Source organism: Pseudomonas sp. NPDC088885 (assembly GCF_044750025.1).
GTDB lineage: Bacteria > Pseudomonadota > Gammaproteobacteria > Pseudomonadales > Pseudomonadaceae > Aquipseudomonas > Aquipseudomonas rustica.
This window is the reverse complement of sequence record NZ_JBIVJB010000096.1, coordinates 1-16,951: the sequence shown is the minus strand read 5'-3', so window position 1 is coordinate 16,951 and position 16,951 is coordinate 1. Positions and strand designations below refer to the sequence as shown.

Genomic DNA, 16,951 nt, shown 5'->3' with positions numbered 1-16,951 from the left:
GACTGCCTTCGAAGTGGACACCAAGTGGATCGTTGACGCGGCCAGCCGTCGTCAGAAGTGGATCGACCAGGCCCAATCGCTGAACCTGTACATCGCTGGCGCATCGGGCAAGAAACTCGACGTGACCTACCGCATGGCTTGGTACCGTGGCCTGAAAACCACCTACTACCTCCGTGCCCTGGCCGCGACCAGCACCGAGAAGTCGACCATCAGCACCAGCAAGCTGAACGCTGTATCCAGCGGCGGCAACCACGGTGATGATTCGGTCCTGGCTGCTCCAGCCGGCCCAGCGCCAGTGCCAAAAGCCTGCGCGATCGACGAGCCAGATTGCGAAGCTTGCCAATAAGCTGAGCGAAATCAGGTGTTGAAAAACACCTGATTGAAAAAGCCCCTGACAGACCTCTGGTTTGTTGGGGGCTTTTTTTTGGCTGGTTGAAATGGATTGAATATGAACAGCTATCGCCAGCAGGCTCACTCCCCCAATCAAATCAAAAGCAAACCCTCACCCTAGCCCTCTCCCAGAGGGAGAGGGAACTGACCGGGGTGTTTGGGCAAGATGCACCGACATGAAATACCGAATTGAATTTGAGCTTCAAATCCAAATCAAGAGCCCCTCACCCTAGCCCTCTCCCAGAGGGAGAGGGGACTGACCGGGGTGTTTGGGCAAGATGCACCGACATGAAATACCGAGTTGAATTTGAGCTTCAAATCCAAATCAAGAGCCCCTCTCCCGGTGGGAGAGGGAACTGACCGCGTGGATTGGGAGAGGTACGCCGACATGAAATACCGAGCCGAACACAAATCCTGAGAAGCCCAAAAATCGGCTCCCTCTCCCTCGGGAGAGGGCTGGGGTGAGGGGCGAATCCAACGAAAATCAAAAGATCGCAGCCTTCGGCAGCTCCTACACAGGATGAGCGCAAGCTCGACAAAGCTTTTGATCTTGATCTCAAGGCCCGTCGGGAGGCTGAGTGGAGGGATTCATACGGGGAAAGCATCGAGAGGAGGTGCAGCGAAGCAAACCGTAGGCGATGCCCCCGGATGAACCCGGAGCGAAGGAACCCGAGCCTTAGCGAGGGCCGGACGTCAGGGCACAGACCTTTGGTTCCTTTGGGGCGTTTGCCAAAGGGACTCGCCGTAAGGGCGAAACCGCCAGCCGCAACACCCGAAGAACCGGATATACACCCAAAAAAAAGCCCCTCAAAAAGAGGGGCTCTTCTCAAACAGCAAAACCAAAAATCAGGTCATCTGAATAATGGTCTGCATAATCGTGCTCTGCGTAGAAATCGTCTTCGCATTCGCCTGATAGTTACTCTGACCCTTGATCAAATCAACCAACTCATTCGTCAGATTAACGTTCGACTCCTCCAGCGAGTTCGACGCGATCGACCCCAAAGTCCCGGTCTCCGGCGCATCGTACCCCGGAATACCCGAAGCAAACGTCTCCTTCCAACTAGTACCGCCAACGGCCTGCAAACCCTGCTCGTTGGTGAAACTGGCCAACGCCACCTGCCCAATCGCCTTACTCTGATTGTTACTGAAGTTGGCGAACAAGGTACCGGTGCCATCAATCGTCAGGTTAGTGATCTGCCCGGTGGCATAACCATCCTGAGTCGGAATCGAACGCGCAGTATCAGCGTTGTACTGAGTAGTCTTGGCCATCGAAATGGTCACACCCGCCGTGTTGGCCGCCGCGCCATTAGGCGTAAACACACCGTTGGTCACAGTGCCCGGAACCCAGTTTTTCAAGGTCAGATCACTGCTGATAATCGGATTTGCAGGATCCGCCGGATTCGGTGTGCTCACCTGAGTCAACTTGCCCGAGCTGTCGAACGACAACGTCGAAGCCGTCGGCGCCGTCAGGGTTGGATCACTGCCGGTCGCGTCCGGGTTACGGCCGTCAACCAGGGTGTAAACCTTCCAAGTATTGTCGCTGGTCTTCACCACGTACTGATCCATGACGTGGGAGTTACCCTGAGTGTCATAAATCGGTGTGCTGAACGACTTGGTGTACGTCTCGGCTTTCGACGGGTCGAACTTCACCGCGTTGGCGCCGGTATCAACGATCACCGGTGCCGACGAGTTCAGGTTGATGGTCGAGGTCACCGACGAAGTCGATTTCGGTGCCAGGTTCGACGTGTCGATTTTCAGGTCAGTCAACACACCGTTGAGAATCTTGCCGTTGGCATCCACACCGTAACCCTGCAGACGCGAGGTGTAATCGGTGTTGGTGATGTAACCGGCGTTGTCGACCTTGAACGTACCGGCACGGGTATACGACACCGAACCGTTATTGCTCATGGTGAAGAAGCCCGAACCGTTGATACCCATGTCCAGCACGTTACCGGTGTTGCTGATGTCACCCTGGGTGAACTGCTGCGAAACGTTGGCCAGGCGCACGCCGTTACCAATCACTTTGCTGCCGCTGCCCAGACGAGTCGCCGAGTAGACGTCTTCGAATTCTGCGCGCGAGGATTTGAAACCGGCGGTGGCAACGTTGGCGATGTTGTTGCCGGTCACGTCCAGTTGTTTGTTGGCTGCATAGAGACCGCTAAGGCCGATATTGAAAGACATATTCCACTCCTTTGTGCCGGGTTAATCGGCTCTATATACCAATGGTTTGTACTTTGGACAGGGCAACGCTGCCCTTGCCGGCCAGGTTGAGCATCAGCTCGCCGCCGGTCTGGCTGATGGTCACGCTGTTGACCGTGGCCGGCAGGTAAGTGGCCAGATCCGTTGCAGCGCCATCGATCGGTGCGCTGGCCTTGAAGGTGTAAGTACCGACCGGCACCACGGTGCCGGAAGAATCCTTGCCGTCCCAAGTGAAGCTGGCATCGCCGGCCGCGCGGCTGCCCAGGTCGATCGTGCGAACAGCTTTGCCGTCCTTATCGGTGATGGTGACGGTGCCGCCGGCGATCGACGAAGGCACGGTGACCGAACCGGTCAGGCCTTTGGTTGGGTCGTCGAGCTGCGCGGTGTTGGTCTGCACGATCACGTTGCGACCGACCAGCGACGACGCCTGCAAGGCTTGCGAGGAGTTGTAGTTGCCGGCCAGCGAGCTGACGGTGCTGTTCAGTGTGGTGATGCCTTCCAGACTGCTGAACTGCGCCAACTGTGCAACGAACGCACTGTTGTCCTGCGGATCGAGCGGGTTCTGGTTTTTCAGCTGGGTCACCAGCAATTGCAGGAACGCATCTTTGCCCAGCGCCTGGCCACCGGTGGCGCTGTTGGTCGCCGAAGCGATGCCGCCGGAGGTGCTGCTGCTGGCCGTCTTCGACGAGTTGGCCAGAATGTCGTTCATGCTCAGGGAGCTGGTGGTATCGGTAACGCTCATGGCAGTCGCCCCTTATTACTGACCGAGGGTCAGTACCTTCTGCATCATGGTTTTGGCGGTGTTCATCATTTCGGCGTTGGTCTGGAACGAACGGCTCGCGGAAATCATGTCAGCCATTTCTTCCACCACGTTGACGTTCGGGTAGTAAACGTAGCCTTTGGCGTCGGCCGCCGGATGGTTCGGCTCGTAACGCGCTTCGAGGTTGCTCTGGTCTTCGACCACACCGAGTACCTGCACGCCCTGCCCCGCGGCGTCCTGACTCTGGAACAGCGAGTTGCTGCCAGCGTTTTGGCCGCCCTGGAACATGGTGGCGAACACCGGGTGACGGGCGCGGTAGGTCTGGTCGATGCTCGAGGAAACGGTTTCGGCGTTGGCGATGTTCGACGCCACGGTGTTCAGACGCGTGGTTTGTGCGCTCATGCCGCTGCCGGCAATGTTGAAAACGCTGGACAGGGACATGGATTACTCTCCGCGCAGGGCTGAGACCAGCCCTTTGAATTTGCTGTTGAGCAGCGTGAAGCTGGCCTGGAAGCCCACGGCGTTTTCCGCGTAGTTGGACTGTTCCAGTTGCGCATCCACGGTGTTCTGGTCGATCGAAGGTTGCATCGGCGTGCGATACAGCAGCGATTCGTCGCCATTGCCCAGGCCTTCAGCTTCGATGTGACGGCTGTTGGTCATGTTCAGGGCGATGGTGCCGTTGGCGTTCTTCTGGGTCTGTGCTTCGAGCACTTTCGAGAAGTCCAGATCCCGCGCCTTGTAGTTCGGGGTATCGGCGTTGGCGATGTTGTTGGCCAGCACTTCGGCACGCTGGGCGCGGAAACCCAATGCTTTTTCGTGAATGCCGAGCGCTTTATCGAAGCTGATGCTCATGTCGGGAACCTTCAGGTGACCGGTTTTTCGTACATGAGCTTTAGCAAGCCGCGTGCCAAACAGAGGAAACCCCGTAAACCGGGGCTTTGCGGGCAGCCGGCAAAGCGGCAATGCCAGAAAAGCGGCAAGCGGTTTCCGCCAGATGCCGCTTTTCTGCCGCTTGCCTCCCCACGCGAGCCCGCTTTGTAGGAGCAAGGCTTGCCCGCGAAGACGTGGAGCCAGTCGACATCAATTAACCAGACATACCGTCTTCGCGGGCAAGCCTTGCTCCTACAGATTTTTTGGTGTCTGGGAGAGTTTCTTCGGGTACAAAAAAACGGGAGCCCCTGAGGACTCCCGTTCGTGTATTGCCACTCGTCAATCATTTCGCCTGGTAAATAATCCCCGGGCTGCACTGCACCATCTGGTAATGATCCGGCAAACCGTTCAGCGCTTCCGACGCGCCAAGGAACAGATAACCGCCCGGCTTCAGCGTGCTGTGAATGCGCAACAAGATGTCTTTCTTCACTTCGGCAGAGAAGTAGATCAACACGTTGCGGCAGAACACGATGTCGAACTTGCCCAGCGCGGCGTAGCTGTCGAGCAGGTTGAACGAGCGGAACTCGACGCGGCTTTTGATCGGCGCCTTGATCACCCAGCGCCCCGGGCCTTTCGGATCGAAGTAACGCTGCAGACGTTCCGGCGACAAACCACGACCGATGGCCAGGCTGTCGTACTCGCCGGTCTTGCAGTTGTTGAGCATCAGGCCGGACAGATCGGTGGCAACAATCTGCACGCCCATCTTCAACTGACCGAGGTTAGTGCGCTCAAACTCATCGATCGACATCGACAGCGAATACGGTTCCTGACCCGACGAGCACGCCGCCGACCAGATCCGCAGACGCTGGTTGGGGCTGGCCTTGATCGCTTCGGGCAGGACTTTTTTCTTCAAGACTTCAAACGGATAGGTGTCACGAAACCACAGGGTTTCGTTGGTCGTCATGGCATCGACCACCTGCTCGCGCAAACCGCTGCGCGGCTGGGTCTGGATGCGCTGCACCAGCTCACCCAGGGATTTGATGCCTTGCTGTTCCATCAGTTTGTTGAGACGGCTCGAGACCAGGTACTGCTTGTTTTCACCGAGCAAAATGCCACAGGCTTTTTCCAGGAAGACCCGGAACTGTTCGAAATCCAAATTACCCGTAGACAATGATGCCGCCTCTTAAATCGTGTTGACCGCCAGGAGCAAAGCGCTCCTAGCTGATATCTGCTGCTTTGATCCGGTCGACTACCCGGGATGCCAGGTCATCAGGGCGGAATTTGGCCAGAAAGTCATCGGCACCGACTTTCTTGACCATCGCCTGATTGAATACCCCGGACAACGAAGTATGCAGGATGATATGAAGCTTTTGCATGCGTGGGTCGCTGCGGATCTCGGCCGTCAAAGTGTATCCGTCCATCTCCGGCATCTCGATGTCGGAGATCATCATCAGGAACTCTTCTTCCGGCTTTTTGCCCTCATCGACCAGTTTGCGCAGGTAATCCAGCGCCTGTTTGCCGTCGTTCAGCGCCACCACTTCGACGCCGACCGTTTGCAGACAACGCGACACCTGCTTGCGCGCCACCGACGAGTCATCGACCGTCAGCACCCGCAGCGACAACGCTTTGGACTGGGTCTCGACATCGACCACGCCCACCGAAATCGCTTCCGGTGTCGGCGCAACTTCCGCCAGCACTTTCTCGACGTCGATGATTTCGACTAACTGATTGTCCACCCGAGTCACAGCGGTCAGGTAATGATCGCGACCCGTGCCCTTGGGCGGCGGATGAATCTCTTCCCAGTTCATGTTGACGATGCGCTCCACCGAGCGCACCAGGAAACCCTGGGTCTTGGTGTTGTACTCCGTGATGATCACGAACGGGTTGTTCTTGTCTTTCAACGCGCCGGAGCCGGTCGCCATCGCCAGATCAAGGATCGGAATGGTCGCCCCCCGGATATTTGCCACCCCGCACACGACAGGACTGGACTTGGGCATCAACGTCAGCGACGGGCATTGCAGCACTTCCCGCACCTTGAACACGTTGATTCCGTAGAGCTGTTGGCCGTCGAGACGGAACAACAACAGCTCCAGGCGATTCTGCCCCACCAGTTGCGTGCGCTGGTTTACCGAATCCATTACACCAGCCATGCCCAGACTCCTACCTCAACGCCAAGTGTTGTTGCGACGCACATTCATTGCTAAACGGCACGGCGCTTGCTTTTTAACTCGTATGAACGCTCAAACGACATTTTTCCGACACCTGACCTCTCCCCTTCGCAAAGGGCTTTGCGCGGTGTCTGCCGCCTGCTGTTTGCTCGCTGGCAGCCCTGCCATTGCGGATTCGGTTACCTTGCCTGACATGCTTATCGGCGTCACTCAGGGCTTTCTTGAGTTCACCGTAGAAGACTATTTGGCAACCAGTCAAACCGAAGGCCGCTACGAGATCGAAGTCAAGCAGCTCGATCCGCGTATGCGCATGCCGATGTGCGACAAGGAATTGACAGCGTCGCTGGAGAACACCCCCCGTCCTTTGGGCCGGGTGACGGTCAAGGTTCGCTGTGAAGGCAGTTCGCCCTGGACGGTGTTCGTACCCGCTCAAGTCCGCCTGTTTCGCGAGATTGTCACCACCACCCGAGCGCTCAGACGCGCCGGGATTATCGAACCTCAGGACGTGACCTTGCGCGAGCGCGATGTCAGTCAGATCAATCAAGGTTTTCTGACCTCGGTAGACGAAGCGATCGGGCAAAAATTGACCCGACCAACGGTCGCCGATCAGGTGATTACCCAAGTCCACCTGGAGCAGGCCGAAGTCGTGCGCAAAGGTGATCAAGTGGTCATTACCGCGCGCAGCGGCACACTCGCCGTGCGCATGCCCGGTGAAGCCCTGTCCAACGGCGGACTGAAAGAACAGATCCGAGTGAAAAACCTCAATTCGCAACGGGTGATCAAGGCGCAAATCATCGCGCCGGGACAGGTGGAAGTTTCCATGTAAACACCGAGGAGAAAACTGGCGCTGGCCATGGCTGTTCCCTAAACTGTGCCGCAGCAGGACGCGCGCGGGTGCATGCAGCTTTCGTTGCTAAATGTGCCTAAAGTTTTCCAGGAGATGGCCGAAAACATGGCAAGCGTCCAAATTCCCAGAGGTTTTTATCATGGTCATCGATTTCAGCCGTTTGAACAGCTCCTCGTCACTGACAGGCAGTACACGTACCAGCGCGCCCAAGGAAACCGCCGAAAACGGCACTTCCGCGCCGCTGAATACCCAGGCCGAAACGGCCAGTACCGCTAAAAGCGGGGAATCGGTACACCTCAGCAATGAGGCTCAACAGTTGCAGAAGGTCACTGACAAGCTGCGCGATCAGCCTGCTGTCGACAAAGCCCGTGTGGCCGAGTTGAAAGCCGCGATTGCCGATGGCAGCTATAAAGTCGACAGCAGCCGTGTAGCCAGCAAACTGCTCAACTTCGAAGCCCAGCGCTAGGCTTTTGCCAGCGCGAGGCTTTTGGACGCTTAAAACCCAAGGCCAGCCATGCACGACACTAATTTATTGCAACTGATCAACGACGACTTTGCTCCAGCTCAACAATTGCTGGAGTTATTGCAAACCGAGTCCCTCGCTTTGCACGGTCGCGACATGCCCCTGCTCGAAGAGATTCTGGCAACCAAACAGGCACTGATCATTTTGCTTGAACAGCATGGCCGCAAGCGCAGCGAAATCCTCGTCAGCCTCAACCTGACGCCAGACCGTCAAGGTCTTGAGCAACTGGCCGCGCAATCGAGCGTTGGCCAGCAGCTGCTGACCCAGGGCGATGCCCTGACCGATCTCATCGCCCAATGTCAGGCGGCCAACGTCAAAAACGGCCAGTCGATCCTCATGCAACAGGCCGCGACCACCAACCAACTGAAGATCCTCACCGGGGGCGAAGCGCCAGCGTTGTATGACGCCAGCGGCACGTTTGCCAAACCCGCGATGCCGCGTCCGCTCAGCCAGGCATGAGTCGTTGATGCGCCAGCTCTATCAACTCGCGAAACATGCTGGCAAAATGCTGGCTAGTCGTCATATTTTGTCTGGAGATTGATAAACCGTGTCCAACGCCCTCAGCGCGGATGATGCTCCGCAGCCTCCAAAGGTGCTCACCACACCTCTGGAAATCTCCAGCAACCTGCGTCAGCTGCAAGACAGCCATGATCCGCTGATCATCACTTTTCACGAGCGTAGCCAGCGTTTCCAGAGCTATTTGATCAAGGTTGATCGCGATACCGCTTCGATTAACCTCGATGAAATGGTGCCACGTGACGGTGAACGCTTTCTGCTGGCGGGCGAGCCGTTCAAGGTTGAGGGTTTCCATGAAGGCGTGCGCATCGCCTGGGAATGCAATGGCACGCTGGACATCGTCGATGCCGACGGCGACCGCTTCTACACCGGCGAACTACCGACCGAAGTGGTTTACCACCAGCGCCGCAACGCCTTCCGCGCCGCGCTGAAGTTGACCGATCTGGTCAACGTCGAACTCGGCGGCGAGAAACTCAAGGCGCCGATCAACGGCAAGCTGCTGGACATCTCCGCCACCGGTTGCAAGCTGCGCTTTGAAGGCGACATCACTGACCGCCTGCAACTGGGCCAGGTCTACGACCGCCTGATCGCCCCGCCGCTGTTCGGCAATCAGCCGACTTCGGTTGAACTGCGTTATCTGCATTTCGAAGAAAAACTCAACATCACCTTTGCGGGTCTGCGCTTCCACAACATCAGTGGCCAGGCGGCGCGTAACGTTGAGCGCTTCGTGTATCAACTGCAGCGTGAAGCACGGCGTTTCGATAAAGACGATATGTGATTCGTAGCGGCAAATAAAAAAAGGGCAGTCCTTGGCGGGACTGCCCTTTTTTGTGCCTGATCGAAAATCCAATTAACACTGAGATCCCTGTGGCGAGGGGATTTATCCCCGCTGGGCTGCGAAGCGGCCCCAAATCCTGGCGGCACAATGTTCCTGTTGAACCGAGCTGGATGGTTTGCGACTGCTGCGCAGCCGAACGGGGATAAATCCCCTCGCCACAGGTTAAGTGTTTCCCTCTTACACCTATGTGATTTATAGCGGCAAATAAAAAGGGCAATCCTTGGCGGGACTGCCCTTTTTTGTGCCTGAGAGAATTCAGCCAAGAATCTGCGGTGAATGAATTACTTGTGGCAAGGGGATTTATCCCCGATGGGCTGCGAAGCGGCCCCAAATCCTGACTGCACAATGTTCCTGTTGAACCGAGCTGGATGGTTTTGCGACTGCTGCGCAGCCGGTCGGGGATGAATCCCCTCGCCCCAAGTAATTCACTCATCACAGGGTTATCCATTCATCATTAAATCTGTGTTCACCACAGGTGAATATTGCAGTCAGAGTCAGGGTCTGGCGCCACTGATGTCTGGCGTGGGTTTATCGCTGCCATCATCCGGCTCTGTTTCCACCACTGGCTCCGGCGGAGTCTCAGATTCAGGCTCCACTTCCGGTTCAGGCTCAGGCTCGACCGGCGTCTGCATCTGATCCTGCACCACCTGTTCATCCACCCGTGGATCCAGCGCTGCCACCAGCGGTGAGCTGGACATACTGTCCGGCATCGCCACGTGATGCAGCGGCGCGTCATCAACCTGGTGCAGATTGGTCACGGCTTTCGGACGGATTCGCCACACCAGCACCAACGCAAAGAAGCTGAAAAACGCATACAGACTCTGGCTGCCGAGAAACTTCATTAACACGCCTGCCAGCAACGGCCCGATGCTCGCGCCAACGCCATACGTCACCAGCAGCATCGCCGTCAGCGAGACGCGGCGATCGCCTTCGACGTGGTCATTGGAAAACGCCACTGCCAGCGGATACAGACAGAACTGCACCAGCGAGCAGAAGAAGCCGACCACAAACAGCACCTCCAGCGGCACCTCCGGCATGATCGCCAACGGCAGCGCCGCCACCGCGAGAAACCCGGCAAAGCAGCGAATCAGCAGCGCACGATCATAGCGGTCAGACAGCCACCCCAGCGGCCACTGCACCAGCAGCCCGGCAAAAATGCAGCTACCCATGAACAGACCGACCTGCTCGGTCGAGAGCCCTTGCTGCGAGGCATACAACGGCGCCAGACCGTAAAACGCACCGATGATCAAACCGGCACCCAGCACCGTACTCAGCGACTGCGGCACACGTTTAATGAAGAAGCGCGGTTCCATCGGCGCAGGATGCAGCGGCGCCGGGTGAATCCGTCGGGTCAGCGTCACCGGCACCAGGCACAGGGCGAAACACAGCGCGACCAACATCAACAGCTCCGGCCCCAGCCCAGGGTGCATGACCAGAATTAGTTGACCCAACACCAGCCCCAGATACGAAGCGATCATGTAACCGCTGAACACCATCCCACGCTGATTGGCATCGGCCTGCTCGTTGAGCCAGCTCTCGATCACCATGTATTGGCACATCATGCCCAGACCGACAATCGTCCGCAGCACCAGCCACGCCGGCAGCCAGTCCACCAGACCATGCCCGAGCACCGCCGCACCGACGATCCCGGCACACGCCGAATACGCCCGGATATGCCCAACACGGGCGATCAAGCGGTGACCGATCTTGCCGCCCAGCACCAGACCAAAATAGTTGCAGGCCATCAGCGCACCGACCCAGAGCCCGTCGACATTGTCGGCGGCCAGGCGCAAAGCCAGATAAGTAGACAAAAGGCCCGAGCCGATCAACATCATCAGCGAGGCGAAATACAGCGCTCGAAAGGATTTCCAGATTTGGCGCATCGGCGTTCCGAGCGGCTCCTTGCAGTGAGTCCGGGCTATCAAACGATAGCCCGGTGGCGACAGTTCGTCAGGCCTGGGCTGCTAGAACACGTCGTTCCCAGGGGGTAATTTCATCAAAGAAACTCGTCAACTCCATGGTCTTCGAAGCGATGTAGCCTTCGATGAACTCCTTGCCGAACAGTTCCATGGCCAATTGGCTACGTTTCAGACGTTCGAGTGCGGCATGCAAGGTACACGGCAGCGACAGATTGTCCGGCACTTCGAATTCGCCCTGAATCGCCTCGGTCGGTTCCAGCTCATGCTCGATGCCATGCAAGCCCGCGGCCAGGCTGGCGGCAATTGCCAGATACGGATTGGCGTCGGCGCCCGGCAAACGGTTTTCGACCCGACGGGCTACTGGTGAACTGGCGGGAATCCGTAAGCCGGCGGCGCGATTGTCGTGCGACCAGCAGGCATTGTTCGGCGACGCAAATGGATGACACAGACGCTGATAGGAGTTCACGTTGGGCGCAAACAGCGCGGTGAATTCAGCCATGCCCGCCTGCTGTCCGCCGATGAAGTGGCGGAACATTGCGGTCGGCTGACCCTTCTCGTCGCTGAATACATTTTTGCCGCTGCCGATCTCGACGATGCTCTGGTGAATGTGCATCGAACTGCCCGGCGTGTGCGCCAGCGGTTTGGCCATGCACACCACGGTCAGCCCGTGTTTGAGCGCGACTTCTTTGAGCAGATGTTTGAACAGGAAAGTCTGGTCGGCCAGCAGCAGCGGATCACCGTGCAGCAGGTTGATCTCAAACTGGCTGACGCCCATTTCATGCATAAAGGTGTCGCGCGGCAAACCGAGGGCCGCCATGCATTTATAGACTTCGTTGAAGAACGGCCGCAGACCGTTGTTGGAACTGACGCTGAACGCCGACTGCCCATCCTCGCGGCGACCGTCGAGACCAACGGGTGGGCGGAACGGTTGATTCGGATCGGTATTGGGTGCGAAGACAAAGAATTCCAGCTCGGTCGCCACCACCGGCGCCAGGCCCAACGCCGCATACCGGGCGATGACTTTCTTCAACTGGCCACGGGTCGACAGGTTGGAGCTTTCGCCGGTCAGCTCATCGGCATCGCAGATCGCCAATGCGCGCGGTTCGTCGCTCCACGGCAACGGATGAATCATGCTCGGTTCGGCCACCAGCGCCAGGTCACCGTCATCGCTGCCGTAAAACTTCGCCGCCGGGTAACCGCCCATGATGCATTGCAGCAGCACACCCCGCGCCATCTGCAAACGCCGCCCTTCGAGGAACCCCTCGGCGGTCATCACCTTGCCTCGCGGCACGCCGTTCAAATCCGGCGTGACACATTCAATCTCATCAATGCCCGTCAATCGCTGTGCGAGTGAGCGCTGGCCATCGGTTGTCATGACGCAATCCTTGTTGTTGTGCGAGCCGCGAACGGCGACCCGGACAAAATAGGCTGCGGCTGTTCGGAATATCAAGCAGCGTCAAATAAATATCCGATCTTCTGTAGGAGCTGCCGAAGGCTGCGATCTTTTGATGTTGCCGTTAGAAACAAGATCAAAAGATCGCAGCCTGCGGCAGCTCCTACACGGGGAGAACGTTGCCGTCACGATCAGTCGAACGTCTCAGGGGAGAAAGAGGCTGAAGAGGCCGCCACCGAGCGGGCCGCCGTTGCTGATTTCGGTGCGCCCTTCGACGCCGTTGCGTTGGTGCAATGCGGCAATACGGTGGGCGAAATACAGACCCAATCCCGTGCTGCCACTGCTGTGATTGATGCCCTGCACGTAATCGGCCTGACGCTCGAGCATCTCGGCCGGGTAACCGTCGCCGTCATCATTGATGGTCAGCACCAACTGCCCCGCCTCGTCGCTGACAGTAATCAGCAACGATTCGCGGGCATAGCGGATCGCATTGTTGATGCAGTTGCCGAGCACCGAAGCAATCAGTTCACGGTCGAAGAAACCCAGCGGACACAGCGGATCAATTTCATAGGTGGCGATGATCCCGCGACTGGCGAACACTTCCTGATGCGCCGCCAGTTGCGCCTCGATGAAGTCGTCGAGCTCGTGATACGCCGGCTGCAACGGCATCTGATTAACACCGAGCTTATACAGCCCGAGCAACTGCACGAGCATGCCGTTGAGGTGAGCGAATTCGAAGTCGATCACGCCCAGCTCGGATCCCTCGCGCTGCGCCTGTGGCAACCGCGCCAGCCATTGGCTGTGGGCCTGCATGAGCATCGCCAGCGAGTTCTTCATGTCGTGAACGGTGGAGGCGATCACCGTGGAAAAATCCAGTGTTTGCTCGTCGTGGTTCATTCGCCAAACGCCTTGCTTTTCAGCTTCTGGTAACGCGCATGACGCGCGTCGGTGTCGGGCATCAGGCCGACCATTTTCAGGCAGGCCCGACAATCTTCCAGCTCCGCCGACGGCACCGACGTGTCGGTACCGTGCAGCAGCGACTGGGCCAAGTTCAGCGCAATACTGATGTTCTTCGGCTGCAACTTCAGCGCCTTGCGGAACACCTCGCGGGCCTCCACCAGATTGCCGGTCTTGTACACGCGCACGCCCTGACGGTTGAGGTCGGCAGCGGCGTTGCTCGAACTGAGGATAGTCGGGTCATCGGTAAGCTTGGCGATGTCTTTCATCACCGCCGGATCATCGCCGTAGATCTCCGCGCAGCTCTTGAGCATCGAAGTGCCCGCCTCGGCCTGACCGAGCATTTGCAGTTGCTTGGCCACCAACAACGCGGCCTCAGGACTCATGAATTGCTCCATGCCGTCGAGACGCAACATCGCTTGTTCGGTGAGTTTGTCAGCGGTTTCGGCATCGTTGAGCAACAGGCTGGTGGCCTTCATCAACCGCGCACGAATTTGCAGGCCCGGGTCGCTCGGATTTTCCTTGGCCACGGCGCTGAGCGTGGTGTTGATCTCCAGCCGCGTGCGCGTATCGAGACCGCGCTCGCTGCCCTTGCTGATCAACGCGTGGGCCAGGCCGAGATTGCTTTCCGCATCCTTGAAACGCGACTGCGCGCCCTGCGCCACGGCCTGCCGATAAGCCCGTGAGGCGGTGTCAAAATCTTCGTTGGTCATCGCTAGTTTGCCGAGCAAGGCCTGTCGACGCACCGCCAGCGGCGACAAGCGAATCGCCTCTTCAAGCACCCGTTGCGCGCCTTTGGTATCACCCTCAGCCACCAGCACATCGGCCATGCCGTCATACAGCGACGGCATCATCGGAAACACCTTCAGGGCTTTTTCGTAAACGCCTTTGGCCTGCGCAATCTGCCCGCGCTTGAACAACAGTTTGCCCAACCCGGCAAACGCCCACGGCAACGGCCGGTCAGCAATGATGCCGTCGTAGAGGCGCTCCAGCGCTTCGTTCTGATTGAGATCACGCAACGCATCGGCGCGGTAACGCAGGCACAACGGCGAGTAGCGAATGTCCTGCTTGCACAACGCGATGCAGGCGTTAAGCACCTCAACCGGTTTGCCACGGTCGAGGGCCTGCAGAATCGGTTTGAGCAAAGTCTTGCGCTGCTCCAGACGCTCCAGTCGCTGCGCCAGACCCGAACGGTTGAACGGCTTGGTCAGATACGCGTCCGGCTCATGCTCCAACGCACTGAGCACCATCGCCTGACTGGTCTCGGCGGTGACCATGACGAACACCGCTTCATGGCTGATGAGCTTTTCCAGCATCAGGTCTTCAAGCACCTGCTGGCCGTTCTTCTTGCCGTCGCCGAGATGGAAATCCTGCAGGATGAAATCGTAGGATTTCTGCGCACACATCTTCAGCGCCTGCTCACCGGTGTCCGCAGTGTCGACGTCCTTGACCCCAAGCTCACGCAGCATCGAGCGAACCGAACTGCGAAAATCCGAGAAATCATCGACGATCAGAAAACGCTTTTGGTGATACGACAGCATCGAAGATTTCCAGGCAATTGAAGTGAGGGCAATTTCGGGCGCGACGATGATAGCTGGCGGCAAAATGCTATCAATCAATTTAACGCGACTTTGAAGTCACCGAGTACGTTATCGGCAACGGGTGGCGTTCCCTGAGGGTGGGTGCCTGAAGATTCCTGATGTGCTCGTCAGAGCGCGATGCTGAAAAAGAAACCAACTCAGCCAGATCACTTCCACATTGCTGGAACTCTCATTCGAAAGGCACAAAAAAGCCCCACCAGGATTGTCCTGAATGGGGCTTTTGCAATGTGGTGTCCCAGGCGGGGTTCGAACCTGCAACCTTCCCCTTAGGAGGGGGATGCTCTATCCAATTGAGCTACTGAGACACTGAGTTGTCGCGGGCAGACGCGGCGCGACGGACGGCGTGCATGGTAACGGCCAGGCCCTGATTTGTCATGTCATCCGTAGGGCTTTTTAAGTGTAGGCAGGCGGCCTGCAAGGCTGCGGGATGTTTTACCGTGCATTTTGCACTACCACAAAATGCCATCATTGCAGATTGCAACCCGCGCGTTGCGAAAAACCCTCTCAAATGCTTGTTTTTAAAGGACTTAACAGCGGTTAGACTGTTGGCACGGCGGGTGCTATGTCTGTTCCATAGAAGAACAATCGGAGTCCGCCTCATGAACAGCACCCTCTTGCTTGCAAACGCAATCGCATTGGCGGTCTTGGTGGGCTTTCACTTCGCCCCGGATAGTCATGAGACGGTCGCCCAGCGCATGCCACATTACCTGCAAGTGCAGAAGCAGCCGCAACTGGCGGTGCTGAGCGATCAGGGCAGCTACGGCCCAAGAGCTGTAAGCGAGGCTGAACAGGCTTTGCCGGCGCAGGTTTCCGAACGTCTGGTTTTTTGAAACATCTTCAGGAGTACAGCATGTCCAAATCAGCTGCAGGATTTCTGATCCTCGCCTTATTGAGTGGCGTCGCACATTTTTCGCTGTTCGAGGACACCCAGGTCACCCTGCCCCTGATTGGCTGCGGCGTGTTTGCGGTGTTGTTTGTGCTGGCGCTGGTGGCCGGGCGTCGGATCAAGTTTGATCCGGTGCTGCGTTGAGTTTGAGCACATCCAGCAATTGATTGACGGCGGTCGCCAGATCGCCGGAGTTGTCGATTAGGTTCACGGGCGTGTCGCTGGCTCGTCGGTCTTTGAACAGCGCATTGCGCGCCAGCCTCGCATCGATTTGCTCAAGGGGCTCACGGCCTCGTTTGAGCAAGCGTTCACGCAACACTTCATCCCTCACCGTCAACAACACTGGCACCAGCGTTGGATACCGCTCCTGCGCTTGACGCAGGTTGGCCCGCGAGCCATTCACCAAGACGTTTCGCCCGTCTTTAAGCCACCGATCCATTTCTACTGGAATGCCGTAAGCGAGGCCATTAGCGTGCCAGGCCAGCGCGAAGTCACCGGCTTGCTGGCGGCGCTCAAACTCTTCTGGCGTAACGCCGACCGCGTCCTCACCCACAGACTCCGCTGATCGGGTAATCACTCGGCGAATGATCTCGCAATTCATCGCAAGCAAAGGTTCGCGTGCGGCCTCGATCAGGCTGTCCTTGCCTGAACCGGACGGCCCCATCAGATAAATAAGCTTGCCATCCATCCTGAAAATGCCCTCTGGCACGGGTCTGCCCCTAGTAAATCGGCAAATTGCCACTATCCTGTACAGGTAAGGAACAAGGATAGAAAGCCGCATAGCATGCACGTTCTGAGGTCTTTGGACACCCATTGATGTGCAACAGGAAGCGGGCAGTGATTCGGACGAAGGCAAAGATTTCAAACCAGTCCGCATTTCTGACAATTGGTGCTGGCATTACGCCTTTACCCGGCTCAATATTTGTCACAGAATTGACGCCAATGAACTGGCAATTTTGAGGCATGATGCGCGCCTCTTAACAATTCAGGTTGAACCATTTGGTCCGGATGCTTGTCCTATCACACATCCTGCGGCCATTCCCGAGAACCGCTCCCCTGAACTATCCGGTTAAATATATGCGCC

The 16,951-nt window shown here is 57.6% G+C and carries 17 protein-coding genes, 1 tRNA gene and 1 pseudogene; 7 read left to right on the top strand and 12 right to left on the bottom strand.

Features of this window, described 5'->3' with window-relative positions; genetic code table 11:
* Positions 1 to 346, top strand: a pseudogene (locus tag ACIP1X_RS24260) (ribonucleoside-diphosphate reductase subunit alpha); the annotation flags it as partial.
* Between the two features lie 890 nt (positions 347 to 1,236).
* Here the strand turns inward: ACIP1X_RS24260 and flgE are convergent.
* From flgE to ACIP1X_RS24230, 6 genes are all read right to left on the bottom strand, one after another.
* The gene (flgE, locus tag ACIP1X_RS24255; RefSeq protein WP_400755481.1) at positions 1,237 to 2,571 is read right to left on the bottom strand and encodes a flagellar hook protein FlgE; all 1,335 of its coding nucleotides are present in this window, start codon (positions 2,569 to 2,571) and stop codon (positions 1,237 to 1,239) included.
* Between the two features lie 31 nt (positions 2,572 to 2,602).
* Positions 2,603 to 3,331 (bottom strand): flagellar hook assembly protein FlgD, encoded by a 729-nt coding sequence (flgD, locus tag ACIP1X_RS24250; protein WP_053122813.1) that lies wholly within the window; start codon positions 3,329 to 3,331, stop codon positions 2,603 to 2,605.
* 15 nt (positions 3,332 to 3,346) lie between these two features.
* Positions 3,347 to 3,790, bottom strand: a complete 444-nt coding sequence (flgC, locus tag ACIP1X_RS24245) for a flagellar basal body rod protein FlgC (protein WP_053122816.1) — start codon at positions 3,788 to 3,790, stop codon at positions 3,347 to 3,349.
* A gap of 3 nt (positions 3,791 to 3,793) precedes the next feature.
* On the bottom strand, positions 3,794 to 4,201 hold the full coding sequence (flgB, locus tag ACIP1X_RS24240; RefSeq protein ID WP_053122819.1) for a flagellar basal body rod protein FlgB: 408 nt from the start codon (positions 4,199 to 4,201) through the stop codon (positions 3,794 to 3,796).
* Between the two features lie 361 nt (positions 4,202 to 4,562).
* Positions 4,563 to 5,390 carry a protein-glutamate O-methyltransferase CheR gene (cheR, locus tag ACIP1X_RS24235; RefSeq protein ID WP_053122821.1) on the bottom strand — a complete coding sequence of 276 codons (828 nt, stop codon included), beginning with the start codon at positions 5,388 to 5,390 and terminating at the stop codon, positions 4,563 to 4,565.
* Between the two features lie 46 nt (positions 5,391 to 5,436).
* Positions 5,437 to 6,369: a chemotaxis protein CheV gene (locus tag ACIP1X_RS24230; protein WP_053122823.1), complete on the bottom strand. Its 933-nt coding sequence runs from the start codon at positions 6,367 to 6,369 to the stop codon at positions 5,437 to 5,439.
* Positions 6,370 to 6,451: 82 nt separating this feature from the next.
* Here ACIP1X_RS24230 and flgA point away from each other — a divergent pair, with 82 nt between their 5' ends.
* The 4 genes from flgA (at position 6,452) to ACIP1X_RS24210 (ending at position 9,051) form a co-directional block, all read left to right on the top strand.
* Positions 6,452 to 7,213: a flagellar basal body P-ring formation chaperone FlgA gene (flgA, locus tag ACIP1X_RS24225; protein ID WP_082341472.1), complete on the top strand. Its 762-nt coding sequence runs from the start codon at positions 6,452 to 6,454 to the stop codon at positions 7,211 to 7,213.
* 160 nt (positions 7,214 to 7,373) lie between these two features.
* Complete coding sequence (gene flgM, locus ACIP1X_RS24220; RefSeq protein WP_400755479.1) at positions 7,374 to 7,700, top strand: flagellar biosynthesis anti-sigma factor FlgM; 327 nt, start codon at positions 7,374 to 7,376, stop codon at positions 7,698 to 7,700.
* 48 nt (positions 7,701 to 7,748) lie between these two features.
* Entirely contained in the window at positions 7,749 to 8,216 is a 468-nt protein-coding gene (locus ACIP1X_RS24215) for a flagella synthesis protein FlgN (RefSeq protein WP_212543829.1), read from the top strand.
* Positions 8,217 to 8,304: 88 nt separating this feature from the next.
* Positions 8,305 to 9,051: a flagellar brake protein gene (locus tag ACIP1X_RS24210; protein ID WP_053122832.1), complete on the top strand. Its 747-nt coding sequence runs from the start codon at positions 8,305 to 8,307 to the stop codon at positions 9,049 to 9,051.
* Positions 9,052 to 9,605: 554 nt separating this feature from the next.
* Here the strand turns inward: ACIP1X_RS24210 and ACIP1X_RS24205 are convergent.
* From ACIP1X_RS24205 to ACIP1X_RS24185, 5 genes are all read right to left on the bottom strand, one after another.
* On the bottom strand, positions 9,606 to 10,994 hold the full coding sequence (locus ACIP1X_RS24205) for an MFS transporter (RefSeq protein ID WP_400755478.1): 1,389 nt from the start codon (positions 10,992 to 10,994) through the stop codon (positions 9,606 to 9,608).
* A 67-nt stretch (positions 10,995 to 11,061) separates the two neighbouring features.
* Positions 11,062 to 12,303, bottom strand: coding sequence for a glutamine synthetase family protein (locus tag ACIP1X_RS24200; protein WP_178124175.1), 1,242 nt, complete (start codon positions 12,301 to 12,303; stop codon positions 11,062 to 11,064).
* 324 nt (positions 12,304 to 12,627) lie between these two features.
* Positions 12,628 to 13,320 (bottom strand): sensor histidine kinase, encoded by a 693-nt coding sequence (locus ACIP1X_RS24195; RefSeq protein ID WP_400755476.1) that lies wholly within the window; start codon positions 13,318 to 13,320, stop codon positions 12,628 to 12,630.
* Positions 13,317 to 14,921 carry a response regulator gene (locus ACIP1X_RS24190; protein ID WP_400755475.1) on the bottom strand — a complete coding sequence of 535 codons (1,605 nt, stop codon included), beginning with the start codon at positions 14,919 to 14,921 and terminating at the stop codon, positions 13,317 to 13,319. Before ACIP1X_RS24190 ends, ACIP1X_RS24195 begins: the two co-directional genes overlap by 4 nt.
* Positions 14,922 to 15,209: 288 nt before the next feature.
* A tRNA-Arg gene (locus ACIP1X_RS24185) sits at positions 15,210 to 15,286 on the bottom strand.
* A 294-nt stretch (positions 15,287 to 15,580) separates the two neighbouring features.
* Here ACIP1X_RS24185 and ACIP1X_RS24180 point away from each other — a divergent pair.
* Together ACIP1X_RS24180 and ACIP1X_RS24175 are read left to right on the top strand one after the other, a co-directional pair.
* A complete protein-coding gene (locus ACIP1X_RS24180) occupies positions 15,581 to 15,811 on the top strand; it encodes a hypothetical protein (RefSeq protein ID WP_212548932.1) in 231 nt (76 codons plus the stop codon).
* A 20-nt stretch (positions 15,812 to 15,831) separates the two neighbouring features.
* Complete coding sequence (locus tag ACIP1X_RS24175; RefSeq protein ID WP_212548931.1) at positions 15,832 to 16,011, top strand: PA3371 family protein; 180 nt, start codon at positions 15,832 to 15,834, stop codon at positions 16,009 to 16,011.
* Here ACIP1X_RS24175 and phnN read toward each other — a convergent pair.
* The gene (gene phnN / locus ACIP1X_RS24170; RefSeq protein ID WP_400755483.1) at positions 15,986 to 16,555 is read right to left on the bottom strand and encodes a phosphonate metabolism protein/1,5-bisphosphokinase (PRPP-forming) PhnN; all 570 of its coding nucleotides are present in this window, start codon (positions 16,553 to 16,555) and stop codon (positions 15,986 to 15,988) included. The genes ACIP1X_RS24175 and phnN overlap by 26 nt on opposite strands.
* Positions 16,556 to 16,951 lie beyond the last annotated feature (396 nt).